18 protein-coding genes and 1 pseudogene are annotated in these 25,894 nt (G+C 73.3%); 13 read left to right on the plus strand and 6 right to left on the minus strand.

Annotated features, from left to right (window positions below; all coding sequences use genetic code 11):
• The first annotated feature begins 142 nt into the window (after positions 1-142).
• Positions 143-1,267 (plus strand): GuaB3 family IMP dehydrogenase-related protein, encoded by a 1,125-nt coding sequence (locus ACFVXJ_RS16525; protein WP_361312369.1) that lies wholly within the window; start codon positions 143-145, stop codon positions 1,265-1,267.
• 83 nt (positions 1,268-1,350) lie between these two features.
• Here the strand turns inward: ACFVXJ_RS16525 and ACFVXJ_RS16530 are convergent, their stop codons facing one another.
• Positions 1,351-1,824, minus strand: a complete 474-nt coding sequence (locus ACFVXJ_RS16530; RefSeq protein ID WP_389662356.1) for a hypothetical protein — start codon at positions 1,822-1,824, stop codon at positions 1,351-1,353.
• Between the two features lie 117 nt (positions 1,825-1,941).
• Positions 1,942-3,171 (minus strand): nucleotide sugar dehydrogenase, encoded by a 1,230-nt coding sequence (locus tag ACFVXJ_RS16535; RefSeq protein WP_389662357.1) that lies wholly within the window; start codon positions 3,169-3,171, stop codon positions 1,942-1,944.
• 298 nt (positions 3,172-3,469) lie between these two features.
• Between ACFVXJ_RS16535 and ACFVXJ_RS16540 the strand changes: the two genes are divergently transcribed.
• The 7 genes from ACFVXJ_RS16540 (at position 3,470) to ACFVXJ_RS16570 (ending at position 17,823) form a co-directional block, all read left to right on the plus strand.
• Positions 3,470-5,176 carry a glycerol-3-phosphate dehydrogenase/oxidase gene (locus tag ACFVXJ_RS16540; RefSeq protein WP_389662358.1) on the plus strand — a complete coding sequence of 569 codons (1,707 nt, stop codon included), beginning with the start codon at positions 3,470-3,472 and terminating at the stop codon, positions 5,174-5,176.
• Positions 5,177-5,325: 149 nt separating this feature from the next.
• Complete coding sequence (locus ACFVXJ_RS16545) at positions 5,326-7,902, plus strand: protein kinase (RefSeq protein WP_389662359.1); 2,577 nt, start codon at positions 5,326-5,328, stop codon at positions 7,900-7,902.
• Between the two features lie 128 nt (positions 7,903-8,030).
• Positions 8,031-10,655 (plus strand): serine/threonine protein kinase, encoded by a 2,625-nt coding sequence (locus ACFVXJ_RS16550; RefSeq protein WP_389662360.1) that lies wholly within the window; start codon positions 8,031-8,033, stop codon positions 10,653-10,655.
• A 124-nt stretch (positions 10,656-10,779) separates the two neighbouring features.
• Positions 10,780-12,450, plus strand: coding sequence for a serine/threonine-protein kinase (locus tag ACFVXJ_RS16555; protein WP_389662361.1), 1,671 nt, complete (start codon positions 10,780-10,782; stop codon positions 12,448-12,450).
• 103 nt (positions 12,451-12,553) lie between these two features.
• Positions 12,554-14,185 (plus strand): succinic semialdehyde dehydrogenase, encoded by a 1,632-nt coding sequence (locus tag ACFVXJ_RS16560; RefSeq protein WP_389662362.1) that lies wholly within the window; start codon positions 12,554-12,556, stop codon positions 14,183-14,185.
• A gap of 24 nt (positions 14,186-14,209) precedes the next feature.
• Complete coding sequence (locus ACFVXJ_RS16565; RefSeq protein ID WP_389662363.1) at positions 14,210-15,991, plus strand: GMC oxidoreductase; 1,782 nt, start codon at positions 14,210-14,212, stop codon at positions 15,989-15,991.
• 188 nt (positions 15,992-16,179) lie between these two features.
• A complete protein-coding gene (locus ACFVXJ_RS16570) occupies positions 16,180-17,823 on the plus strand; it encodes a peptidase (RefSeq protein WP_389662364.1) in 1,644 nt (547 codons plus the stop codon).
• Between the two features lie 324 nt (positions 17,824-18,147).
• Here ACFVXJ_RS16570 and ACFVXJ_RS16575 read toward each other — a convergent pair whose 3' ends face one another.
• On the minus strand, positions 18,148-18,441 hold the full coding sequence (locus ACFVXJ_RS16575; RefSeq protein WP_389662365.1) for a chorismate mutase: 294 nt from the start codon (positions 18,439-18,441) through the stop codon (positions 18,148-18,150).
• Between the two features lie 181 nt (positions 18,442-18,622).
• Positions 18,623-18,904: a hypothetical protein gene (locus tag ACFVXJ_RS16580; RefSeq protein ID WP_389662366.1), complete on the minus strand. Its 282-nt coding sequence runs from the start codon at positions 18,902-18,904 to the stop codon at positions 18,623-18,625.
• 43 nt (positions 18,905-18,947) lie between these two features.
• Here ACFVXJ_RS16580 and ACFVXJ_RS16585 point away from each other — a divergent pair.
• The 5 genes and pseudogenes from ACFVXJ_RS16585 to ACFVXJ_RS16605 all read left to right on the plus strand — a co-directional run bounded on the left by ACFVXJ_RS16585 (position 18,948) and on the right by ACFVXJ_RS16605 (position 24,336).
• Positions 18,948-19,791, plus strand: a pseudogene (locus tag ACFVXJ_RS16585) (helix-turn-helix domain-containing protein).
• Positions 19,792-19,910: 119 nt separating this feature from the next.
• Positions 19,911-21,503: a glutamine-hydrolyzing GMP synthase gene (gene guaA / locus ACFVXJ_RS16590; protein WP_389662367.1), complete on the plus strand. Its 1,593-nt coding sequence runs from the start codon at positions 19,911-19,913 to the stop codon at positions 21,501-21,503.
• Between the two features lie 122 nt (positions 21,504-21,625).
• Positions 21,626-22,417 carry a class II aldolase/adducin family protein gene (locus ACFVXJ_RS16595; RefSeq protein WP_389662368.1) on the plus strand — a complete coding sequence of 264 codons (792 nt, stop codon included), beginning with the start codon at positions 21,626-21,628 and terminating at the stop codon, positions 22,415-22,417.
• Positions 22,418-22,533: 116 nt separating this feature from the next.
• Entirely contained in the window at positions 22,534-23,799 is a 1,266-nt protein-coding gene (locus ACFVXJ_RS16600) for a hypothetical protein (RefSeq protein ID WP_389662369.1), read from the plus strand.
• Between the two features lie 18 nt (positions 23,800-23,817).
• The gene (locus ACFVXJ_RS16605) at positions 23,818-24,336 is read left to right on the plus strand and encodes a DoxX family protein (protein WP_389662370.1); all 519 of its coding nucleotides are present in this window, start codon (positions 23,818-23,820) and stop codon (positions 24,334-24,336) included.
• Here the strand turns inward: ACFVXJ_RS16605 and ACFVXJ_RS16610 are convergent.
• Both ACFVXJ_RS16610 and ACFVXJ_RS16615 read right to left on the minus strand, forming a co-directional pair.
• Positions 24,282-24,506, minus strand: coding sequence for a hypothetical protein (locus ACFVXJ_RS16610; protein WP_389662371.1), 225 nt, complete (start codon positions 24,504-24,506; stop codon positions 24,282-24,284). The genes ACFVXJ_RS16605 and ACFVXJ_RS16610 overlap by 55 nt on opposite strands.
• A complete protein-coding gene (locus ACFVXJ_RS16615; RefSeq protein WP_389662372.1) occupies positions 24,493-25,809 on the minus strand; it encodes a PspC domain-containing protein in 1,317 nt (438 codons plus the stop codon). The genes ACFVXJ_RS16610 and ACFVXJ_RS16615 overlap by 14 nt, the downstream gene beginning before the upstream one ends.
• Positions 25,810-25,894 lie beyond the last annotated feature (85 nt).

A 25,894-nucleotide genomic window follows, 5' to 3' on the forward strand; every position in this document is an offset into this window, starting at 1 on the left:
ACGGGGCCGCCCCTTCGCCGTGCGTCCGTACGGCGCCGTGGCGTCCGTACGGCGTCATGCGTCCGTACAGCGGTCACCGGAACGCGGGCCGCCGGCGTTCGGGGATACTGGACGGGCAGACCCAGAGGAAAGGCCACCACACGTGACTGAGATCGAGATCGGGCGCGGCAAGCGCGGCCGCAGGGCGTACGCGTTCGACGACATCGCCATCGTCCCGAGCCGGCGGACGCGGGACCCGAAGGAGGTCTCGATCGCCTGGCAGATCGATGCGTACCGCTTCGAGCTCCCCTTCCTGGCCGCCCCCATGGACTCGGTGGTCTCCCCGCAGACCGCGATCCGCATCGGCGAGCTCGGCGGCCTCGGCGTGCTGAACCTCGAAGGTCTGTGGACCCGCTACGAGGACCCGCAGCCGCTGCTCGACGAGATCGCGGAGCTGGACGAGGCGTCCGCGACCCGTCGGCTCCAGGAGATCTACTCCGCGCCGATCCAGGCGGACCTGATCCGCCGGCGCATCAAGGAGGTGCGCGACTCCGGTGTCGTCACCGCCGCCGCGCTCTCCCCGCAGCGCACCGCCGAGTTCTCCAAGGCCGTCGTCGAGGCGGGCGTGGACATCTTCGTGATCCGCGGCACCACGGTGTCGGCGGAGCACGTCTCCGGCGCCGCCGAGCCGCTGAACCTGAAGCAGTTCATCTACGAGCTCGACGTGCCGGTCATCGTGGGCGGCTGCGCCACGTACACGGCGGCCCTGCACCTGATGCGCACCGGCGCCGCGGGCGTCCTGGTCGGCTTCGGCGGCGGCGCCGCGCACACCACGCGCAACGTGCTCGGCATCCAGGTCCCGATGGCCACCGCCGTCGCGGACGTGGCCGCGGCCCGCCGCGACTACATGGACGAGTCCGGCGGCCGCTACGTGCACGTCATCGCCGACGGCGGCGTGGGCTGGTCCGGGGACATCCCCAAGGCCGTCGCGTGCGGCGCGGACGCCGTGATGATGGGCTCCCCGCTGGCCCGTGCCACGGACGCGCCCGGCAAGGGCAACCACTGGGGCATGGAGGCCGTGCACGAGGACGTGCCGCGCGGCAAGAAGGTCAACCTGGGCGTGGTGGGCACCACCGAGGAGATCCTCACCGGACCGTCGCACACCATGGACGGCTCGATGAACATCTTCGGCGCGCTGCGCCGCTCGATGGCCACCACCGGCTACAGCGAGCTCAAGGAGTTCCAGCGGGTCGAGGTCACGGTCGCGGACTCCCAGCACAGCCGCTGAGCGGCTTCCGGACCCCGTAACGGCCGCAGGGCCCGGTTCCCCCGTCGGGGGGAGCCGGGCCCTGCGGCGTGAGCGGTCCGGGGTCAGGCCGCGGCCTTCTTGGCCGCGCCGAAGGCGATGAAGCCGCCGATCGCCAGGAACAGGTAGTCGATCACGTCGGCCGACTCCTTCCAGACGTCGTTCACCCCGCCGATGCCGACCTGGTCCAGCACATCCGCGAGGCCGACGTGGTTGACGTCGGCCATCACGAGCGCGGTGAAGAAGAGCTGGCCGGCGTAGACGGCGCCGAGCGACAGGACCACGCTGACCACGGGCAGGACGGGGTTGCGGCCGCCGAGCTTTCCGGCCGCGTAGCCGATGAGCAGACCGACGCCGACGGCGGCGTAGCCGATCTGGCGCTCGATGGCGTGCATGATGCCGCCGTAGACGCCGGCCGCGACCAGGGCCGCCACGACGGCGGCGACGAGACCGAGGCCGAGGTTGCCCGGGCGGGTCGGAGCCGGGGTCGGCGCCTCGGTGTACGACGAGGGCGCGGGCGGCTGGAACTGCTGGCTCATGAAGAAATCCCCCCAGGGATGCGTACGCATGTACGTCCTGGGGACGTAAGTGCGAGATAAGCGACGCCGCAGGCTAGCAGGCCGCTCCGACATCCGGTGGGGGGATGTGGCGGCGGGTCAGAGCCGGTGGGCGGCGCCCGGGGGGCTGGCGCCGCGGGTGTCGAGGAGCAACTGGGCCTTCACCGCGAGACCTTGGAGGTCGTACGTGCGGTGGTGTTGGAGCAGGATCGTCAGATCGGCGTTGGCCGCGGCCTCGTACAACGATTCGGCCCGGGGGACCGGCCGGTCCCGGACGCGCCAACCCGAGATGTACGGGTCGTGGTAGCTGATCAGCGCGCCGAGGTCGATGAGCCGGCTCGCGATCTCCGGGGCGGGGGAGCCCTCCTGGTCCGCGAGGTCGGGCTTGTACGTGACGCCGAGCAGCAGGACGCGGGCGCCCCGCGCGGATTTGCCGTGCTCGTTCAGCAGGGTGGCGGAGCGTTGGATGACGTACTGCGGCATCCGGGTGTTGATCTCCTGGGCCAGACCGACCATGCGCAACGGGTGGCCCGGGGTGCGGGTGGTGTGGGGGAGGTAGGTGGGGTCCAGGGGGACGCCGTGGCCGCCGACGCCGGGGCCGGGGCGGAATGCCTGGTATCCGTACGGCTTGGTCTCGGCGCACCGGATGACGTCCCAGAGGTCGACGCCGATGTCGTGGCAGAGGACCGCCATCTCGTTCATGAGGGCGATGTTGACGTGCCGGTAGTTGGTTTCGAGCAGTTGTACGGTCTCGGCCTCGCGCAGGCCGCGCGCGCGGACGACCTTCTCGGTGATGCGGGTGTAGAAGGCGTGCGCCGACTCGGTGCAGGCGGGGGTGAGGCCGCCGATGACCTTGGGGGTGTTGGCGATGCCGTGGGTGCGGTTGCCGGGGTCGAGGCGGCTGGGGGAGTAGGCCAGGTGGAAGTCCCGGCCGGCGCGCAGTCCGGAGCCGGCTTCGAGGATCGGCCGCAGGTAGTCCTCGGTGACCCCCGGATGGGCCGCGGATTCGAGGATGACGGTGGTGTGGGGCCGCAGCCGGGCGGCGAGCGTGTGGCCGGCCTCGCCGACGGCGGAGAGGTCGAGGGCCCGGTCGGCGCCGAGCTGGGTGGGGGCACAGATGACGGCGGTGCGGACCCGGCCCAGCTCGGCGGGGTTGGTGGTGATCCGGAAGCCGGCCGCCGACATGCGGCGGATCTCGGCGGCGGTGAGGGTGCTGTCCGTGGCCGGACCGCTGTCGTAGCCGACTGTCTCGATTCCGGCGGCGACGGCCGCCTGGGCGAGGGGGAGGCCGAGGTGGCCGAGTCCGATGACGGCGAGATCTGCGGGCATGGGGGTAGCCGTCCCTTCCCTTCCCTTACATGAGCGGGCTGGGCGCGCAAGTCCGCGGACGCCCCGGAATGCGGGTGATCCGGTCTGTGGTGATTGGAGCCGGCGCAATGTCAGACTAGGCATATATATGACAGAAATGTCGCATTCCGGGGGGATGGCTACCGTTGTGTTGTCCACAGGCGGTGGCCGAGTCGGGAGCGGCCGGTGAGAATCGTGGACGGGGATGTGTACGGGTACGCCCGCGGCAGGCGGGTTCGCCCGCATCGAGCGGGTTCGCCCGCACCAACGGGAGGCAGCCGTGAGGACAGCGACACTGGGACCGGCGCAGCGCGCCGAGGCGCTCGCCGCAATGGCCGAACGCGAACTGGACCTGTTGGTGGTCGGCGCGGGCGTGGTGGGCGCCGGAACCGCGCTCGACGCCGTGACCAGGGGCCTTTCGACCGGACTGGTCGAGGCCAGGGACTGGGCCTGCGGCACGTCCAGCAGGTCGAGCAAGCTGATCCACGGCGGCCTCAGGTATCTGGAGATGCTCGACTTCGCGCTCGTCCGCGAGGCCCTGAAAGAGCGCGGCCTGCTGCTGGAACGGCTGGCCCCGCACCTGGTCAAGCCCGTCCCGTTCCTCTACCCGCTCCAGCACGCGGCCTGGGAGAGGTTCTACGCCGGTTCGGGCGTGGCCCTCTATGACGCGATGTCGGTGTCCAGCGGCCACGGCCGGGGCCTGCCGACCCACCGGCACCTCTCGCGGGGGCGCGCGTTGCGGATCGCGCCCGCCCTGCGCAAGGACGCGCTCGTGGGGGCCCTCCAGTACTACGACGCCCAAATGGACGACGCCCGGTACGTGACGACCCTGGTCCGCACGGCCGCCGTGTACGGGGCGCACTGCGCCAACGGGGCGAAGGTCATCGGGTTCCTGCGCGAGGGCGAACGGGTGGTCGGGGCCCGGGTGCGGGACGTCGAGGGCGGCGGGGAGTACGAGATCCGCGCCAAGCAGATCGTCAACGCGACGGGCGTGTGGACGGACGACACCCAGGCGCTGATCGGGGAGCGCGGCCAGTTCCACGTCCGGGCGTCGAAGGGCATCCATCTGGTCGTACCGAAGGACCGGATCAACTCCTCTACCGGGCTGATCCTGCGCACCGAGAAGTCCGTGCTGTTCGTCATCCCGTGGGGCCGGCACTGGATCGTGGGCACCACGGACACCGACTGGGACCTCGACAAGGCGCATCCGGCGGCGTCGAGCGCCGACATCGACTACCTGCTGGAGCACGTGAACTCGGTGCTGGCGGTGCCGCTGACGCGGGACGACGTCGAGGGCGTGTACGCGGGCCTGCGACCCCTGCTGGCGGGCGAGTCCGACGCGACGAGCAAGCTCTCGCGCGAGCACACGGTCGCGCACCCGGTGCCGGGGCTGGTGGTGGTCGCGGGCGGCAAGTACACGACGTACCGGGTCATGGCGAAGGACGCGGTGGACGAGGCCGTGCACGGCTTGGACCAGCGGGTGGCCGAGTGCGTGACGGAGGACGTGCCGCTGGTGGGCGCGGAGGGGTACCGGGCGCTGTGGAACGGGCGCGCGCGCATCGCCGGGCGGTCGGGCCTGCATGTGGTGCGGGTGGAGCACCTGTTGAACCGGTACGGCTCGCTGACGGAGGAGTTGCTCGATCTGATCGCGACCGATCCCGGTTTGGGGGAGCCGTTGTCGGGTGCGGACGACTATCTGCGGGCAGAAGTGGTGTACGCCGCCTCGCACGAGGGGGCGCGGCACCTGGAGGACGTACTGACGCGGCGGACGCGGATCTCGATCGAGACGTTCGACCGGGGGACGCGATCGGCGCGGGAGTGCGCGGAGTTGATGGCTCCGGTCCTGGGGTGGGACAAGCAGCAGATCGAGAAAGAGGTCGAGCACTACGAGAAGCGGGTGGAGGCCGAGCGGGAATCGCAGCGCCAGCCGGACGACCAGACGGCGGACGCGGCGCGGCTCGGGGCGCCCGACATCGTTCCGTTGTAACTCCGGGATCCGGAAGGGGGAACCGCGGACCCGGGGCGCCCGTCCGTTGCGGAGTGAGCAACAATGAGGTTTCTGCCGGGGCGGTTTACCGTGCCCCCCGGCGGCTGCCGGGGCAGCCGGGGCAGGCTGCACGATCGCAGAGGGGACGCATGTCGAAGCCGGATCACACCGAATCGCCTGCCGGTGGCGTTGCCGCCGAGGAAGCTGCCGCCGGAGACGCTGCCGCTGCGAATCGGGGTGCGGGCGAGGCGGGGTCCGGAGCGAAGCCGGGTTCGGGCAAGCCGGCCCCCGCGAAGGCGGAACCCGTTAAGGCCCCCGCGAAGGCGGTTCCGGCCGCGCGGAAGCCCGTGCCGGAGGAGCCGGTTGACGGCAAGCCGGCTGAGGCCTCGCGGGGCGCGAAGGCGAACCTGAGCAAGGCGGTCCCGGACGCGGTGCGGGCGGACGAGGCGGCCCCTGCGGAGTCGGTCCCGGCTGCGCGGAAGCCCGGGTCCGAGGAGCCGGCGGTGGCGAAGGCGGCCGACGTCGAGTCCGCCGACGCGGAGCCGGCTCGTGACGAGCCCGCTCGCGACGAGTCCGCGGCAGCCGAGCCGGTTGAAGCGGAGGCCGCTCGCGGCGAGGCCACGGGCGCGAAGTCGGCCCGCGATGAGCGTGCGAACGCGAAGCCTGCCCGCTCCGGCCCCGCCGGTGGTAAGGCGGCGGACGGCGAGCGTGTTGACGTCGGGTCGGTGAGCGGCGAGCCCGCCGACGCGGAGCCGGCGGCGAACGCCGCCGGCGGGAAGCCGGACGAGGCGAAGCGCGCGGGCCGGGACCGGGGGCGGTTGCTGGCCGGGCGGTACCGGTTGGGCGCCGTGCTCGGCAAGGGCGGCATGGGGACCGTGTGGCGCGCCGAGGACGAGATCCTCGGCCGGACGGTCGCCGTCAAGGAACTCCGCTTCGGCAACGGGGTCGACGAGGACGAGAAGCGCCGGCTCATCACCCGTACCCTCCGCGAGGCCAAGGCCATCGCCCGCATCCGCAGCGGCGGCGCCGTCACCGTCTACGACGTCGTCGACGAGGACGCCCGCCCGTGGATCGTCATGGAGCTCATCGAGGGCCCCTCGCTGGCGGAGTTCATCCGCGAGCACGGCGCCCTGACCCCCCGTCGGGCGGCCGAGGTCGGGCTCGCGGTGCTCGACGTGCTGAGCGCCGCCCACCGCCAGGGCATCCTGCACCGCGACGTGAAGCCGTCCAACGTGCTCATGGCCGACAACGGCCGCGTCGTCCTCACCGACTTCGGCATCGCGCAGGTCGAGGGCGACCCCTCCATCACCTCCACCGGCATGCTCGTCGGCGCCCCTTCCTACATCTCCCCCGAGCGCGCCCGCGGCTACAAGCCCGGGCCGCCCGCCGACATGTGGTCGCTCGGCGGCCTGCTGTACGCCTCCGTCGAGGGAGTGCCCCCGTACGACAAGGGCTCCGCGCTCGCCACCCTCACCGCCGTGATGACCGAGCAGGTGGACCCGCCGAAGAACGCCGGGCCGCTGACCGAGGTGATCTACGGGCTGCTGGCCAAGGACCCCGCCCAGCGGCTCGACGAGGTGCGGGCGCGGGCCATGCTCACCGCCGTCATCGACGCCCCCGAGCCCGAACCCGTCCCGGAGGTGCTGCCCCCGGCGGTCGAGCAGACCCGGGCGATATCCCTGGCCGACGCCCAAGCGGCGGCGGCCAAGGCGGATGCCGAGAAGGCGGAGAAGGCCGAGAAGGCGGCCAAGGCGGCGGAGGCCGCCGCGGCGAAGGCGGAGAAGAAGGAACGCGAGCGGCGTGAGCGGGAGCAGCGCGAGCGGGCCCGCGCCGCGCTGAAGGCGGCCCGCAAGGCCGCCGCCGCGGAGGCGGCCGCGGCTTCGGCCGCCGAGGCCCCGCCGGCGCGGCCCGCGAAGGCCGTGGCGCCGCTGACCGATGTGATGGCGCCCCGCACCATAGCCCTGGCGATAGCCGGGCTGGTGGTCGTGCTCGCGCTGGTCGGTTCGCTGATCGCCTACGCGTTCAGCGGTGACGAGGCGGACGGCCACAAGAACCAGGGCAAGGGCGGCCCGCAGCCGTCAGCCTCCCGGACGCCGAGCCCCCGCGCGTCGGCCGGCGGTTCTTCGGTCGCCACCCCGACCCCGACCCCGAGCACCTCCTCGGGGGGCGCCGCGAACGACGCGTCACCCAACCCCGGTCAGAGCCAAGGGCAGGGCCAAGGCCAGAGCCAGGGGCAGGGGGCGACTCCCGGATCGGCGGGCGGCGCACTGCCCGCCGGCTACGCGCAGGTGACGAACCTTCGGTTCCACTTCTCCATGGCCATGCCCGAGGGCTTCCACCAGACCGGCACCGCGGGCGATGACTCCGGCGCGATCTTCAGCCGCAACGGCGGTTTCCCGAGCGTCCAGGTCGACTTCACCGACAGCCCGGGGAAGGACGCCCGCCTCGCCTGGCTCGCGCTGGCCCCCGCCGTCGAGTCGAGCAGCAACGGTTACCACCTGCGCCGGATCGACACCGTCGGCTACCGCGACTACCCGACCGTCGCCGACTGGGAGTTCGAACGCAATCAGCAGGGCACCCGGGTCCGCGTGCTCAACCGGGGCTTCAGGGCCGACGCCAAACACGGTTACGCCATCATGATCAGCTGCCCGGCCGACCAGTGGGACGGCCCCGAGTGCACGCAGCTGCGCGACACGGCGTTCCAGACCTTCCAGATCCTGGGCTGACCGGCTGACCGGCTGACCGGCTGACAGCCCGCCCGGGGCGGCCCTCGTCAACCCGGGACGCGGGAGCGTCGGGCGACGTATCGTGTCCGCGGGGACCAAAGGGGCCCGGCGCACTCGGGGGAGGCGGAGTGGAGGACTACGCGGGGCGGATCCTGGCGGACCGCTACCGTCTGCCGCTGCCGCCGTCGGACGAGTACGAACCGGTCGAGACGCGCGCCTTCGACACGCGCAGCGGACAAGAAGTCCTGGTGCGGCAGGTGCCGTTGCCGGAGGTCGTGGACGCGGAGCTGTTGGACGGGACGCGCGGGCCGGCGGCCGGGCGGCGCTCGTCCGGGGAACTACCGGCGGTGCGCCGGGCGATCGCCGCGGCGCAGGCGGCGGCCTCGGTTCCGGACCATCCGCGGCTGGACCAGGTCTTCGACGTGTTCGCGGAGGGCGGGTCGCTGTGGATAGTGAGCGAACTGGTCCCGGCGAGGCCGCTGGCCGCCCTGATCGCCGATGAGCCGCTGAGCCCCTACCGGGCGGCGGAAGTGGCCTCCGACGTACTGACCGCGCTGCGGGTGCTGCACGCCCACGGCTGGACCCACCGCAACATCACCGTCCGGACCGTGTTGATATGCGAGGACGGGCGGGTCGTCCTGACGGGCCTGGCGGCGGGCGCCGCCGAGGAGGCCCTGTGCGGATACGACCCGGTGCCCGACAGTTCCGACGGCGGTGTCGGTGTCGTCGGTGTCGGCGGGGACGATGCCGGCGGTGGCGGTGGGGCGGGGTGGGGCACTCCGGCCACCCGGGCGCGCGCGGACGAGCCGTACGGCCCGGGCCCCGAGACCGATCCGTACGCCCCCGACCCCGGCGCGGAGGCGTTCCCGCCCGAGGTCGAGGCGGATTCGTATGCCTCCGGTTCCGACGCCGAGCCGTACGCGTCCGGGCCCGGGGCCCAGGCGTTCGGGGCGAGCTCCGGCGCGGAGCCGTACGCACCCGTCTACGCGCCGCTCGTGGCGCCCGGGTACGACACCGGCCCCCGGTACTCCGACCACATCCGCCCGGAGGCGCACCCCGAGCCGCCGTCGCAGGACGGGCCCGACCGGCAGGCCGCCGCCCGCGCCGGGACCATCGCCGCCTACCGGGCCGGGGCGCGGGCCGCCGCCGCCCGGGTCGACGAGGAGCGCCGGGCCGCCGGCGCCGGCCTGCCGGAAGCGTTGCCGCAAGCCCTCCCGGAGGCCCTCCCCGGCGGCTCGAACCTGCCGCAGGGGTACTCGTACCCGTACGGCGGCCCGGAGACTACCGCCGCCGCCCCCTGGCACGGCGCCACCCCCCGCCGCCGACCCGATCCCGACGGCGATCCGCGGCCCGAGCCCGACGCCGAGCCCGGCCCCCACCCCGGCCCCCGGCACCCGGCGGAGCCGCGACCCGGGCGCGCCGAGCTGCCCCCGGCCCGGCCCGTGCTCCCCGCCCAACTGGCCCTGCCCGAGGGCTACCACCAGGTCGAAGCCCCCGACCCCGACCCCGCCCCGGCCCCCGACCCCGCCCCAGTCCCCATGCCTTCAGCCGGGGCCGGCTGGGCCGGCGGCCCGCGTACCGGTCTGGACGCCGAGCGCGCGCGGCAGACCCGGATGGCCGTCGTCGGCGCCGTCACCGAGCGGTGGGCGCCCGAACAGGCCGGCCCCGTGCACGGCCACTGGCAACTGGCCCCGCCCGTCGGCCCCGCCACCGATCTGTGGGCGCTCGGCGCGCTGTTGTACCGCGCCGTCCAGGGCCACGCCCCGTACCCCGAGGACAGCGTCTCCGAGCTGGTCGAGATGGTGTGCGCGGAGCCTCCCGCCTTCGCCGAGGAGTGCGGCCCGCTGCGCCCGATCGTGGAGTCGCTGCTGCGCCAGGACCCCACCGAGCGGCCCGACTTCGAGGAGCTCCGCGGCTGGCTGCGGTCCCTGGTCCGGTCCGCGCCCGAGCCGGACGCCGGTTTCGGGATGCCGCCGATGCCCGAGCCGGACCCGGCGCGGTTGCCCGTCGTGCGCCGGCGCGGGGAACTGCACGGCCGCCACCGCAGCGCGGACACCGCCCGCGCCCCGCGCTCCCTGGGACGGACCCTGCTGGTCGCCGTCCTCGCGCTCCTCGCCGCGGCGGTGGCGTACGCGCTGCTGTTCATGCCCCGCTCCGCCGATCCGGGGACGGCGAAGCCGCCGCGGGCCGCCCCGGGCGCGCCCACGACGCCTCCGCCGAGCCAGGCCCCGCCGAAGCCGAGCGCCGGGACGCCCTCGGGCAGCCCCGAGTCCCGGCCGGCCCCGCAGACCACGGCCCCGGCGCCGCCCGGGTACACGACGCAGCAGGACCCCGAGCACTTCGAGATCGCCGTCCCGGAGGGCTGGGAGCGCCGGGGCGTCAACGAGGCCGGCCAGGTCCGGTACACCGACGGCCAGTTCACGCTGACCGTGGTGCCGGGCCGGGACAAGGTGGAGGGCAGCCCCGACCCGGCGACGTACCAGAAGGACAAGGAACCGGAACTGTCCCCGTACCGCTCCTCCACCTGGGCGAGCGGAGGTGACGTGAAGACCACGAAGGTCGGCAACCAGTTGCGGGCCAGCGGCCGGTACACGTGGATCGATTCCGCGGGCCGGTCCGTCGTCGCGCGCAATTTCGTCGTCGCGCTCGGCGGCACCTATCACGTGGTGCTGGTGACGGGTCCGCAGGACGAGGAGGGCAAGGTGACCGAGGTCTTCGACAAGGCCACGGCGAGTTACCGAACCGGCGGTTGAACCGGGATTGACGGGCCATCAGTACGGCGATTCCGTCACAGTGCTGTCTTACCGCCCCCGCGCGGTGGGAGCATCGCCCGGGGCTCCGTAATCTGGCCCGAAGTGCACAGAGTGGCGGGGTTTCGTGGAACAGCAGACAGGCGCGGGCGCGGTGCTCGCGAGCCGGTACCGGCTCGTCGAGCCGATCGGCAGCGGCGGCATGGGCAAGGTGTGGCGCGCGCACGACGAGTTGCTGCACCGTACGGTGGCCGTCAAGGAACTGACGGCGGGTCTGTACGTCGCGCAGGCCGACCGGGACGTGTTGCACGCCCGGACGCAGAAGGAGGCCCGGGCCGCTGCCCGGATCCAGCACCCGGCGGTGGTCACCGTCCACGACGTCCTGGAGCACGACGACCGGCCCTGGATCGTCATGGAGTACATCGACGGTCCCTCGCTGGCCGAGGCGGCCAAGGCGGCCGGCCGGATCGAGCCGCGCGAGGCGGCCCGGATCGGACTGCACGTCCTGGGCGCCCTGCGCGCGGCGCACGCGGTCGGTGTCCTGCACCGGGACGTGAAGCCGGGCAACGTGCTGCTCGCCAAGGACGGCCGGGTCCTGCTCACCGACTTCGGGATCGCGGCGATCGAGGGCGACACCTCGATCACGCGCACCGGTGAACTGGTCGGCTCCATCGACTACCTGGCCCCCGAGCGGGTCACGGGAGGTGCGCCCGACCCGGCCTCCGACCTGTGGTCGCTGGGCGCCACCCTGTACACGGCCGTCGAGGCGCGCTCGCCGTTCCGCCGTACCTCGCCGATCTCCAGCCTCCAGGCGGTGGTCAACGACGAGCCTCCCCCGCCGCGCCAGTCCGGCGCGCTGGGCCCCGTCATCACCGCCCTGCTGCGCAAGGACCCCGCCGAGCGGCCCTCGGCGCAGGAGGCCGAGCGGATGCTGCTGGAGGCGATGGAGGGCCGGGAGCCGAAGGCGGCGCAGGCGTACGTGCCCACCCGTGCGATGACCACGGACGAACTGGCTCCCGCCCAGGAGGCTCGGGCGGAGCGCGCGGCGGGGACGACAGGGGCGGTGGGGGCGGCGGGAACGACGCCCGAGACGCGGACGGCGCACCTCGCCGAACAGCCGCGGTCGCAGACGAGGTCCGGGCCGGGACAGGCGTCCGGCAATCCGGTGGGGGGCCGTATCCGGCGTGCCGCCGTCGTCGCCCTGGTGGCGGCGCTGCTGGGCGGCGGCGGGGTCTTCGGTGTGCTCAAGTACACGCAGGACGGCGACGGGGGCGGAGGCTCGGACAAGAACACGAGCGCGCCGGACGGGCAGCAGGACGAAGACAACGATGCCGTGGCCCCGCCGGCCGGCTGGAAGAAGGTCGTCGACCCGGCCGGTTTCTCGCTCTTCGTCCCGAACGACTGGGTGCGTCGGATGGACGGCGACCAGATCGACTACACGCCGGACGGCGGCAAGCACTTCATCCGGATCGCCGTCGACAAGAGCCCGGACTACCCGAACCCGTACACGCACCTGCTCGACCTGGAGAAGCAGTTGCGCGAGCGCACCGACTACAAGCGCCACGACCTGCACGGGAACACCTTCCGGGGCACCACCCGGGCGGCGCTGTGGGACTTCAGCTGGACCGAGAAGGGCGCCCAGGCCGGACCCCGCCGGGCCGTCGAGCAGATGTACGTGACGCCGGACGAGGTCGAGTACGCGGTCTACATGTCGGGCCCGGCGGCCGACTGGGCGACGACGCGCCAGCAGTTCGACACGGTGCTCAGCGGCTGGCAGCCCGCCGGCAAGGCGGGCTGAACCGGCGCCCGCCGGTCATCCTGCCAGCGGACACTGGCGGAAATGGCAAAATCGGGTTACCGACGGGTACCCAAAGGCTCCGGGGCGGCATACGCTCACCGCCATGACGGACTCGCAGGCCCCCGCCGCCCCTCTCCGCTCCGCTCCGCAGCCCACCAACCCGGTCGCCGCCGCCCCGGCCGGCGCCCGTACCGCGGCCGACGTGGTGACCCCCGACCTGGTCGCCCGGCTGACCCGCGGAGTGATCGGCTCCGGCCGCACCGCCAACCACTCGCCCTTCACCGGCGCCAAGCTGGCGGACCTCCCGGAGGCCACCCCCGAGGACGTGGCCACCGCCTTCGACCGGGCGCGGGCCGCGCAGGGCGCCTGGGCCGCCGTCCCCGTACGCGAGCGCGCGGCCGTCCTGCTCCGCTTCCACGACCTCGTACTGGAGCGGCAGGCCGAGGTGCTCGACCTGATCCAGTTGGAGACGGGCAAGGCCCGCCTGCACGCCCACGAGGAGGTGCAGGCCGTCGCCGTCGGCGCCCGCCACTACGGCCGCAAGGCCGCGTCCTACCTCCGCCCCAAGGGCCACACCGGGGCGATGCCGACGCTGACCAAGGTCACCGAGCTGCGCCAGCCGCGCGGCGTCGTCGGCCAGATCGCCCCCTGGAACTACCCCCTCGAACTGTCCGTCGGGGACGCGCTGCCCGCCTTCGTCGCCGGCAACGCACTCGTCATGAAGCCCGACACGGAGACCGCGCTCACCGCCCTGTGGGCCCGGGACCTGCTGATCGAGGCGGGACTGCCCGCCGAGGTGTTCCAGATCGTGCTCGGCGAGGGCCCCGTCGTCGGCCCCGAGGTGGTCCGCCACGCCGACTACGTCTCCTTCACCGGCTCCACCCGTACCGGCCGCGAGGTCGCCCAGGGGGCCGCCGCCCGCCTCGTCGGCGTCAGCCTGGAACTCGGCGGCAAGAACGCCATGCTCGTCCTGCACGACGCCGACGTGGAGAAGGCCGCCGCCGGCGCCGTCCGCGCCTGCTTCTCCTCCGCGGGCCAGCTGTGCATCTCCATCGAGCGGCTCTACGTCCACGCCTCGGTCGCGGACGCGTTCGTCGAACGGTTCGCCGCCCGCACGAAGGCCATGCGGCTCGGCAACTCCCTCGCGTACGGGGCCGACATGGGCTCGCTGGTCGGGGAACGCCAGCTGGAGACCGTACGCCGGCACGTGGACGAGGCCGTCGCCAAGGGCGCCACCCTCGTCGCGGGCGGCGTCGCCCGCCCCGACATCGGCCCGCTCTTCTACGAGCCGACCATCCTCGACGGCGTCGACGCCCCGATGGCGGTGTGCGGGGAGGAGACCTTCGGCCCCGTCGTCTCGATCTACCGCTTCACCGACGAGGACGAGGCCGTCGCCCTGGCCAACGCGACCCCCTACGGGCTCAACTCCAGCGTCTGGACCAAGGACGCCCGCCGCGGCCACGCCGTCGCCGCCCGCCTGCGCACCGGCACCGTCAACATCAACGAGGGCTACGCCCCGGCCTACGGCAGCGCCCAGTCGCCCATGGGCGGCATGAAGGAATCCGGCCTCGGCCGCCGGCACGGCGCCGAGGGCATCCTCAAGTACACCGAGGCCCAGACCGTCGCCCACCAGCGGCTGCTGCCGATGGCGCCCTCGCTGGGCATGGACGACGAGAAGTACGCCGCGTTCATGACCCGCAGCCTCAAGATCATGAAGGCTCTCCACCTGCGCTAGCTCCACCGACCGGGAGGCACGGCAGTGTCGTACGACTACGACGTCATCGTCATCGGATCGGGCTTCGGGGGGTCGGTCTCGGCACTGCGGCTCACCGAGAAGGGGTACCGGGTCGGCGTCCTGGAGGCAGGACGTCGCTTCACCCGCGAGAGCCTGCCCCGCACCAGCTGGGACCTGCGCAACTACCTGTGGGCCCCGGCGCTCGGGCTGTACGGCATCCAACGCATCCACCTGCTCGGCAACGTGATGGTGCTCGCGGGCGCCGGGGTGGGCGGCGGCTCCCTCAACTACGCCAACACCCTCTACGTGCCGCCCACCGCCTTCTTCGAGGACCGGCAGTGGGCGTCCATCACCGACTGGCGCGAGGAACTCGCCCCGTACTACGACCAGGCCAAGCGGATGCTCGGCGTACGGCTCAACCCGACGATGACCCCCTCCGACGTCCACCTCAAGGCCGTCGCCGAGAAGATGGGCGTCGGGGACTCCTTCCACATGGCCCCCGTCGGCGTCTTCTTCGGCGACGGCGCGGACGCCGGCGAAAACGGCAAGGTCCGGCCCGGCGAAGAGGTACCCGACCCCTACTTCGGCGGCGCCGGCCCCGCCCGCACGGCATGCACCGAATGCGGCGAGTGCATGACGGGCTGCCGGCACGGCGCGAAGAACACCCTCACCGAGAACTACCTCCACCTCGCGGAACGCGCGGGCGCCGTCATCCACCCCATGACCACCGTCACCGCGCTCTCCGAACACCCCGACGGCGGCCACCGCGTGCGCACCGTCCCCACCGACAACCGGCGCCGGGGCAAGGCCAAGGTGCTGCGCGCCCGGTACGTGGTCGTCGCGGCGGGCACCTACGGCACCCAGACCCTGCTGCACGCGATGAAGGACCGCGGCGAACTGCCCGGCATCTCGGACCGGCTCGGCGACCTCACCCGGACCAACTCCGAGGGCCTGGTCGGCGCCCAGACCGACGACCGCCGCTACCGCCGGCGCCACGGCGCCGCCGCCCGCGCCGACTTCACCAAGGGCGTCGCCATCACCTCGTCCGTCCACCCCAACACGGACACCCACATCGAGCCCGTCCGCTACGGCAAGGGCTCCAACGCCATGGGGTTCCTGACCATCCTCCAGGTCCCGCACCACACCCACCGGGTACGGGCCTGGCTCGCCCGGACCGCCACCCACCCCGTCCAACTGCTGCGCTCCCTCTCCAACCGCCGCTGGTCGGAGCGGACCATCATCGGCCTGGTCATGCAGTCCCTGGACAACTCCCTGACCACCTACCGCAAGCCCGGCGGCCTCGGCAAGGGCCTGCTGACGGCCCGCCAGGGCCACGGCGCCCCCAACCCGGTGCAGATCGCGGAAGCCACCGAAGCCGCCACCCTGCTGGCCGAGGAGATCAACGGCTTCCCCGGCAGCAACGTCGGCGAGCTGATGGGCACCCCGCTGACCGCGCACTTCCTCGGCGGCTGCCCCATCGGCGCGTCCCGCGAGGAAGGCGTCGTGGACCCCTACCACCGGCTCTACGGGCACCCGGGCATCTCGGTGGTCGACGGCGCGGCGGTCTCCGCGAACCTCGGCGTCAATCCGTCGCTGACGATCACGGCGCAGGCGGAGCGGGCGATGTCGTACTGGCCCAACAAGGGCGAGCCGGACCCGCGGCCCGCGCAGGGCGCCGGATACGTCCGGCTCGCCGCGGTGAAACCGGTCGCCCCGGCCGTTCCCGAGGAGGCGTTCGGCGCGCTGCGGCTGCCGTTCCTCGCGGTGCCCGAGATTCCCGGCAGGCAAACGGAACCCGGGAACTGACCGCACGGGAGGCCCGTACGAAAGCGGCGGGCACCGCGCTCCCCCTCCGAGCGCGGTGCCCGCCTGACACACATGAGTGACCGGTGGCCGACGTAGAAGGTTGTAGCGGAATCCCACCGGGGAGGCTGTGGTGTCCATCACACAGCGGGGCGGGCAACCGCGCCGCGCGTTCGGGGGTCCAGGGGAACATGAGAAAGCGCATCTCCCTGCTGGCCGCGTGCGGCCTGGTGGCCCTGGGCACGGCCGCCGTCCCGGCGAACGCCGCGGATCCCGTCTTTCCGCTCGTCGGCCCCGCCGCCCTGGACCTCCCGCTGCCGGTCGACGGCGGCTCCGCCAGGGAGCAGCGGTTGAGCATCAGCCTCGACCAGCCCGCCACCCCCACCCCTTCCTTCAAGGGCCTGTTCACGGTCGACCTGAGCAAGGTCGCCGGCGTCGCGACCGTCCGCGAGCACACCAGCGGCCCCGCGCACCACTGCATCGAGAAGGACGGCGGGTTGGAGTGCGCCTACGTCGGTCTTCCCGTCGGCCTCGAACTGGACGTGGCCGCCGCCAAGGGAGCCGCGAACGGCGCGACCGGTGAGATCACGGTGACGGGCAAGACCCCCGGCGCCACCATCACCCCCCTCACCACCAAGATCAGTGTCGGCGGCCCCGACCTGGTGATGCGGGAGATGAAGCTCAAGAAGGACCTCACGCCGGGCGAGAGCCAGCCGATGCCCCTCGTGTTCGCCAACGCGGGCACGCAGGCGGCGAAGGGAGTGGTCCTGGAACTGGGCACCACGCGCGGGATGGAGCTCGTCGAGACGTACGACAACTGCCGCACCCGCACCGCCGGTGACCTGACCACCGTGCTCTGCGCCGTCGAGGGCGACTTCGTCCCCGGCGCGGTCTACGAGCTGGCCGGCGACAGCCCGCTCCACATCAAGGCGACCCGGCACGCCTACGACGACTCGCTCGTCTACGGCATCCACCCGGCGGGCGACGAGCCGAAGGCCGCGTCGTGGAGCGGCAAGGCGGCGACCGGCCGCACCCTGACCGCCATCCCCGCGAAGAGTGCGCCGGCCGCGTCCGCGCCGCTGCGCGCGACGGACCTGAACCCGGGTGACAACCGGCGCGAGTTCGCCTTCCACACCCAGAACACCGCCGACTTCGCGACGAGCCCGGTGTCCCTCAAGGGCAAGAAGGACGACACCCTCAGCACCGCTTTCACGTTCGAGAACAAGGGCCCGGCCTGGATCCGCGCCGCGCTCCCGGCCGACTCGCTGGCCCGCACGGTCGTCGTGGTCCCCGAAGGCGCCAAGGTCACCCGCAAGCCGCAGGAGTGCCTCGCCGTCGACGCGGACGGCACCAAGCGTGCCGAGCAGCTCGGCGCGCCGCGCTACGAGTGCGCGCTCGGCAGCCGGGTGAGTGAGAACGAGAAGGTGGTCTACCCCTTCGACCTGAAGATCGAGAAGGTGGTGGAGGGCGCCAAGGGCTCCGTCACCGTCGGCGACTGGGGCGCGAGCGCGCCGCGACCGCACGCCTTCGACCCGAACGCGGCGGACAACACGGCCGCCGTCGTCATCAACGCGAAGGGCGGCACGGGCACCGGCCCGAGCCCGAGCCCGTCGACGAGCGGCAGCCCGTCCCCGTCCCCGAGCGTGAGCGCGTCGGCGAGCCCGTCGTCCACGTCGACCGCTTCCGGCGGCACCGGTACGGGCACCACCGCGCAGGGCGGCAACCTGGCCTCCACCGGCAGCACCGTCGGGCCGCTCGCGGTCGGCGCGGCGGCACTGGTCGCGGCGGGCGGCGCGCTGTACGTGGCCGTCCGCCGGCGGGGCGCCCGCGGCTAGCGGTCCGCGCGCAGGTCTTGACGTGATGACGGAACGGCCGGCCCGGGGCGTCCCCCGGGCCGGCCGTTCCTTTGGGTGACCGGACCGCTGTCCCCTGCCGTCCGGTCACGCGGGAGCGAGGTCCCACGACGCACACCCGTCGGGCGGTACGCCTCATCGCTCCCGTGGAGCCACGCGTGGTGCTGCCGACCGCGCCTGGCAGGCGCGGTCACCGGCATCAACGAAGGCGGCCGGCGGCCGGTCACGCCTCCGGACGGGTGACGAACAGCCGCCCGCGGGCGAGCTCGTGCGGCGACGGCCTCGGCCGCGACCTCGGCCGCGACCTCAGACGCGTCCGCGGCACAGCTCCAGCAGGGTCATGGCGAGGGAGGTGCCGGGCTTCCCGAGAGCATCGCTCCAATGGGAGAGCACCTCCATCTCGCGCGACAGGTGCACCCGGCGGCCACCGGAGCCGATCCGGGCCTCCTGGATGACCGTCGAGACGGCCATCCGCTCCTGGATCAGACCGATGATCCGGTCGTCGATCGCGTCGATGCGCGCGCGGGAGTCGGTGATCAGCTGCTCGGGGGTGGTGGCGATCGTCGCGGTGGTCGTCGTGGTGGTGGTCATCGTGCTCATGGCGGTTCTCCTGTGGATAGTGCCGTCAGGAGCGGAAACGCGAGAGCGCCCCGGTCCTGTCGGACCGGGGCGCTCTGGGAAGTCAGCGGCTCAAGCGAGCATCACGAGGACCCATGGCGACCGGACCGGCCGGTGCCATAGGTAAAGAGGAAGCTCAGCTGCTTGCGCATGGAAGGGATTATTACCACCCCTCCCCTTCCCGACCAATCCCGCCCGGATCGTGAGACGGCCCGGCGGTCGGGCGCGTGAGGCGCGCGTGGTCGGTGAACACCCGGCGGAACAGGTCGTGGCCGGTCAGCCCGGTGTGCCGCAGGGCCCAGTCCTGCGCGGCCTCGTGCGCCTCCTGCGGCCCGGAGTCGGCCCCGCAGCGCGGGGCCGTGCAGAACGCCTCGTAGGTGATCCCGCCCTCGGGCGCGTGCCGGATGGTGTGCGCGACGTACCCGTACACCGGCCGCCTCAGCACCCGTCCCGCCCGCGGTGGGCGACGATCACACGAGCGGGTACCGGTGAGCACGGACTATCAGCAGGCGCGGGAAGCGCTCGGCATACGGCTGCGCGAACTCCGGCTCTCGGCCGCCGATGGCCGGCTCACCGGTGCGGCCCCTGGCCCGGCGGCTGGGCCGGCCCCAGCCCAAGGTCAGCAAGCTGGAGAACGGCCGGCAGACCGCGACCCCGGACGACCTGCGCGCCTGGGCCGACGGAACCGGTCAGCCGGAGGCGTACGACGAACTGCTCGCCCGGCTCCGGGGCTTCGAGAGCCACATCCGCTCCTGGCGGCGCCGGCTCGGCTCCGGACACAAGCGCGTGCAGGACACGCACCTCGCCGCGCACGCCGACGCCACCGTGTTCCGCGGGTGGGAGACCTCCATGATCATGGGCATCCTGCAGACGCCCGACTACGCGCGGTCCGTCTTCACCCGGTACGCCGAACTCCAGCGGTCGCCCCGGGACACCGAAGAGGCCGTCCGCTCGCGCATGCGTCGGCAGGAGGCGCTCTACGACCCCGCGAAGCGCTTCCACCTGCTGATGTGGGAGGCCGCGCTCCACGCGCGGATCTGCCCGCCCGCCGTCCTCGCGGCGCAGCCCGACCGCCTGCTGGGCGTCGTCGGCCTGGACACCGTGGAACTCGGCATCGTCCCCTTCGGCGCGGCGCTCAAGATCTCTCCCGCCACGTCGTTCTGGCTCTACGACGACCGGCAGGTGATCGTGGAGACCTGGCACGCCGAGCTGTGGCTCGATGACGCCGACAGCGTCGCGACCCATCTGCGCGTCTGGGACGCCCTCCGCGAGTCCGCGGTCTGCGGCGCCGACGCGCAGCGCGTGATCGGGGACGCACGGCGCGCGCTGTGACCGGGGTGTCGCTCCGCGTCACGGCCGCACGGTCCTCGGACGGTACGACAAAGCAGTGGGTGCCGCCGCCGTTAGAATCGACAAAACAGCCACCTTTTCTCCGCCGGAAGGCCGCCCCCGTGCCAGAAGCACCCTCCGCCGCCCACGACAGCGCCCCGGACACGGTTCTCGTCGTCGACTTCGGCGCACAGTACGCCCAGCTCATCGCCCGCCGCGTCCGCGAGGCACGGGTCTACAGCGAGATCGTGCCCAGCACCATGCCCGTGGCCGAGATCCTGGCCAAGGACCCCAAGGCGATCATCCTCTCCGGCGGCCCGTCCTCCGTCTACGAAGAAGGCGCCCCGCAGCTCGACCGCGCGATCTTCGAGGCCGGGGTGCCCGTCTTCGGCATGTGCTACGGCTTCCAGCTGATGGCGACCACCCTCGGCGGCCAGGTCGACAACACCGGCGCCCGCGAGTACGGCCGTACCCCGCTCGCCGTGTCCAAGGCCGGCTCGACCCTCTTCGAGGGCACCCCCGAGAGCCAGTCGGTGTGGATGTCGCACGGCGACGCCTGCTCCGCCGCCCCCGAGGGCTTCTCCGTCACCGCCTCGACCGACGTCGTCCCCGTCGCCGCGTTCGAGAACGACGAGAAGAAGCTGTACGGCGTGCAGTACCACCCGGAGGTCATGCACTCCACGCACGGCCAGCAGGTGCTGGAGCACTTCCTCTACCGCGGCGCGGGCCTCAAGCCGACCTGGACCACCGGCAACATCGTCGAGGAGCAGGTCGCGGCCATCCGCGAGCAGGTCGGCGACAAGCGCGCCATCTGCGGCCTCTCCGGCGGCGTGGACTCCGCCGTCGCCGCCGCCCTCGTCCAGAAGGCCATCGGCTCCCAGCTGACCTGCGTCTACGTCGACCACGGCCTGATGCGCAAGGGCGAGACCGAGCAGGTCGAGAAGGACTTCGTCAACGCGACCGGCGTCCAGCTCAAGGTCGTCGACGCGCAGGACCGCTTCCTGAACGCGCTCGCGGGCGTCTCCGACCCGGAGACCAAGCGGAAGATCATCGGCCGCGAGTTCATCCGCGTCTTCGAGCAGGCCCAGGCCGAGATCATCGCCGAGGCCGAGGGCGGCCCGGCCGTGGCGTTCCTGGTCCAGGGCACCCTGTACCCGGACGTGGTCGAGTCCGGCGGCGGCACCGGCACCGCCAACATCAAGTCCCACCACAACGTGGGCGGCCTGCCCGACGACATCGAGTTCGAGCTCGTCGAGCCGCTGCGCCAGTTGTTCAAGGACGAGGTCCGGATGGTCGGCCAGGAGCTGGGCCTGCCGGACGAGATCGTCCACCGCCAGCCCTTCCCGGGCCCCGGCCTCGGCATCCGCATCGTCGGCGAGGTCACCAAGGAGCGCCTGGACCTGCTGCGCGAGGCCGACGCCATCGCCCGCGAGGAGCTGACCGCGGCCGGCCTGGACCGGGAGATCTGGCAGTGCCCGGTCGTCCTGCTCGCCGACGTGCGCAGCGTGGGCGTCCAGGGCGACGGCCGCACCTACGGCCACCCGATCGTGCTGCGCCCCGTCTCCTCCGAGGACGCGATGACCGCGGACTGGACGCGCATGCCGTACGAGGTGCTCGCCCGGATCTCGACCCGCATCACCAACGAGGTGCCGGACGTGAACCGCGTGGTCCTGGACTGCACCAGCAAGCCGCCGGGCACCATCGAGTGGGAGTGATCCCCGCCCGTACCCGCTGACGAAGCCGCCGCTCCCCTGAGGGGGGACGGCGGCTTCGCCGCGTGTATGGCCTCTTCGGGCACCCGCCGGTACCTTGCGCCGCGACCGGAGGAGGGAGGGCCATGGCGGAACGACCCGCACCCGTGCCCGCGGAGGAGCTGCGCTTCGAGCTGCCGCCCGCGCACCCGGACCCCGCGCGCGAACGCGCCCACCGAAGGGAACGGCTCGCCGGGACGCTGCGGCTGTTCGCCCGGCTCGGCTACGAGGACGGCGTCGGCGGGCACCTCACCGCGCGCGACCCCGAGTTCGAGGACTGCTACTGGGTGAACCCCTTCGGCCGGGCCTTCGCCTCCCTGACCGCCGCCGACCTGCTGCTGGTCGACGGGGACGGACAGGTGCTCCAGGGGGCCCGACGGGTCAACCAACTGGCCTTCGCCGCGCACGCCGCCGTGCACCGCGCGCGCCCGGAGGTGGTGGCGGTGGTCCGCGCGCAGGCCCCGTACGGCAGGGCACTGGCCGCGCTCGGCGAACTGCTGGCCCCGGTCTCCCGCGACGCCTGCGCCTTCTTCGAGGACCACGCGCTCCTCGACGAGTACACCGAGCCCCGCGACCCCGTACGGATCGCCCGCGCCCTCGGCCCGTACAAGGCGCTGATCCTGCGCAACGACGGGCTGCTGACGGTCGGCGGCTCCGTGGACGCGGCCGCCTGGTGGTTCATCGCCGCCGAGCGGGCGGCGCAGGTCCAACTGATCGCGCGGGCGGCCGGGAAACCGGTGCCCGTCGACCACCGCGCCGCGCTCGCGACGCGGGAGCGGTTCGGCACGGACCTGGCCGCCTGGGTGAGCTACCAGCCGCTGTGGCAGACCGTGGCGGACGCGCCCCGCCGCCTGACGGGAGGGGCGCCGGACGGGTGACGTCAACATCATGAACGGTTAATCACCTGCTCTGACATCGTGCGCAATCCGGAACAGTGCCGCAGTGGTGCACAATTCGCTGGCATCGCACCGGAGTTCAGAGAGGCGGCACGCACGTGGCTGTCCAAGAGATCCCCAGAAGTACCCACGGCGGCACCTGCACCTGCGACGACTGCCCGCACGGCGCCCGGGAGGGCCACCGCCGCGCGGTCGCCGCGTTCCTGGAGAAGCGGGAGGAGTTCGCCGCCGGACAGGGCCTGCCGGCCGCCGTGGCCCGCTCCGCCGGGGCGTCGCGGCAGTGGGTCTCCGACGAGTTGACGCTGTCCGCGCGCACCGTCGCCGACCGTGGCCGGGAGGCCGGCCACTCCTGGCTGTACCTGCTCTCCCGGCGCGCCGTCCTCACCCTGTGGATCGCCGCCGGGGTGCTGCTGGTCGTCCAGATCGGCACCGCGCTCGGCAACGGCTGGTCCACCGCGCGCACCGCCGGACTGCTCGCGGCGCTGGTGCTGGCCGGGCTGCTGACCGTCGCCGCCCGCGCGCAGTCGCTGCGCGGCGGGCTGCTCGCCCCGCTGGTCGGCGAGGACAACCGGCTGTCCACCTCGAAGGCGGTGCCCGTCGCCTGGCTGGTTCTGACCGCCTTCGCCGCGCTGCTGCCCGCGCTGCGGCTGGCCGCCTCCGCGCCCGGACCGGAACGCGACGCCCTGTACGCGGGGCTGGCGCTCGGGCGGGCGCTGCCGTTGTTGGCGGTGCTCGCGCTGACCTCGGGCGTCGCGGTGCTGGTGCGCCGGGTGGTCTGCGTACGCATCATGGGCCAGCGGCTGCAGAAGCTGCCCGCCGACCACCCCAGCGGCGCCGACCTGCTCACCGACGACGCCGGGCGGGGCAGTTTCCCCGACGCCCAGTACGTACTGGTCTCCACGGTGGTGCTGGCCTTCGCGGCGGTGTCGCTGGCCCGCTTCCCGGACCGGCTGCCCAGGCTGCCGTGGGCGCTGACGCTGCTCGTGGCGCTGTCGGCGGCGGTGTACCTCGCGGCGAAGTACGCGGAGGGCAGCCGCCCCCTGGTGCTGTCCGTGGTGCGCAGACGGGAGCCCGGGGACCTGGACGCGGCCGTCCGGCCCGGCGACGACATCGAGATCCGGGGCGTGGGGTTCGTGCCGCCCGGGGCGCAGACGCCGGAGATGTTGGCCCGGCTGGTGGTGCGGATCGGGGCCGTGCACGTCCACGTGCCGCTGGTGCCGGTGGCGGGCGGCTTCACCAACCCGTCGGACACGGTGCTCACGGTCCCCGTCCCGGCGGAAGTGGAACCGGGCCGGGTCGAGGTCCAGGTGGTCACGGCCGCCGGAGTGGAATCCAACCGCTGTGCCATCGACGTGGCCGAATGAAGCGGGTACACATGGGGCGTGAACCGAACTGATGTCTCCGCGGCCGGCGTCCCTCCCGAGGCCGGAAACGGCGTACGGGGCCTCGCCGCCCGGTACGCGCTCCTCCCGCTGCGGATCTTCCTCGGCGTGACCTTCGTCTACGCGGGTCTGGACAAGCTCACCGACTCCGCGTTCCTCTCCGCCTCCGGCCCCGGTTCCATCGGCGAGCTGATGCACGGCGTACGGGACACCGCCGCGGTGCCCGCCCTGGTGGACCTCGCCCTCAAGTCCCCCGTCGGTTTCGCCGTGGCCCTCGCCATCGGTGAACTGCTCGTCGGCCTCGGCGTCCTCGCGGGCCTGCTGACCCGGATCGCGGCCACCGGCGGCGCGCTGATCTCGCTCAGCCTGTGGCTCACGGTCTCCTGGGCCGTCACCCCGTACTACTACGGCAACGACCTGGTCTACCTGATGGCCTGGCTGCCGTTGGTGCTCGCCGGGGCGCCCTACCTGTCGCTGGACGCGCTGTTGCGCGCGCGCCGGTCCCGGCGCACGGCGTAGGTCACCAGCCCCGCCAGGGCCGCGAGGGTGAAACCGCCGATCGTCATCGGGACGACGGCGTACCACGGCGCGTCGGCCTCACCCGTCGCGTCGAGCAGGTAGAGGACACCGCCCGCGAGCAGGACCAGGCCCGCGATCAGCCGGCCGGGCTGGAACTCATGACGCCGCACGGGCCACCTCCACCTGTCCCACACCCGCGTCCAGGTGCAGCTCGATCGTCCCGCCGGCCTCGGTGCCGGCGGCCGGGGGCAGGGTCACCTGCCGGGTCTCGCCACCGCTCTTGATCCGCACGTCCCGGCTCGTCTCCCCGGGGAACCGGATGTCGCCCACCCGGATCGAGACGTCGGTCTTCGCGGTGACCTCGCGGGGCACGACCACCTTCAGCCGGCCCGCCTCGATCGACGCCCGGACGGTCAGGGTGCTGCCCTTCGGCACGTCCAGCCGGCTCAGGTCCAAGGTGGCGAGCCCGGTCCCCGAGGTATACAGCGGCCGTACGTCCGTCACCGCGGCCGGCCGCCACCGCACGTCGTGCCAGTCGGTGCTGATGTCGCGGGGCAGTACGGCCGCCCCCGCCAGCAGCCCGGCCGTCAGCAGGGACAGCAGGATCGTGCCGAAGCCGGTGCGGCCCTTGACGGAGCTGACCGCGAGGCCCAGGCCGAACACCGCCAGCGCGGCGGCCAGCCCGACCTGGAGGGCGTGCGAGAGGGTGCTGCCCTGCCACACCGAGGCGCAGGCGCCGCCGCCGGCCAGCAAGGCCAGGACGAACACCCTGCCGCCGATCCCGTTCCCCGGGCGCACCGCGGGGGAGGCGGGTGCGGGAGCCGCCGGGGCCGGACCGCTCGCACCGGCCGCGCTGTCGTCCGGCCCCCACAGGTAGCCCGTCGAGCCGACGGGACCGGTGGTGCCGTCCTTGACCAGCGGATCCCGCCACCACGACGGGCTGCCGGGCACGGGCGGCGCCTGCGTCTCCGGCGGCGGCACCGGCCGGTGCGCGGCGACCCGCTGGGCCTCGGGCGAAGCGGCCTCCGGCGGCGCCGAGGCGCGGTGCCGGCGGGACCAGTAGGCCGCCGCGCCGAGCGCCAGGACGACCAGGATGGAGAAGACGCCGAGGCCGCCGTTGTCCAGCATCGACAGGAACAGCGCACAGCCCACCAGGGCCGCGAACAGGGCCGCCAGGGTCGCCCCCTCCACCCGGCCCGTGAGCAGCCTCTTCGCCTCCGAGTCCTCCTCGCCGTCCGGCGGGAGCAACAGCCAGGCGAACCCGTAGAAGATCAGACCGACGCCTCCGGTGACCGCGAGGACGCCGAGCACGATGCGGAAGACCACCTGGTCCAGGTCGAAGTACCGGCCGAGACCGCCGCACACGCCCGCGAGGACCTTGTCGTGCTTGCTGCGGCGCAACGCGGGACGCCCGGCCGGGGCGGGGGCCCCGGCACCGGCGTCCTTCGGTGGGGAGTCGTGTACGTCGGTCATGCGTCCATGGTGACGGGCCGCCGGGGCCCGGGACATCCGGCCCGACCCTGGGACAACCCTGATATCCCCCGGGTCGAACTGGGGG

This window comes from Streptomyces sp. NPDC058279 (genome assembly GCF_042881255.1).
Lineage (GTDB): Bacteria > Actinomycetota > Actinomycetes > Streptomycetales > Streptomycetaceae > Streptomyces.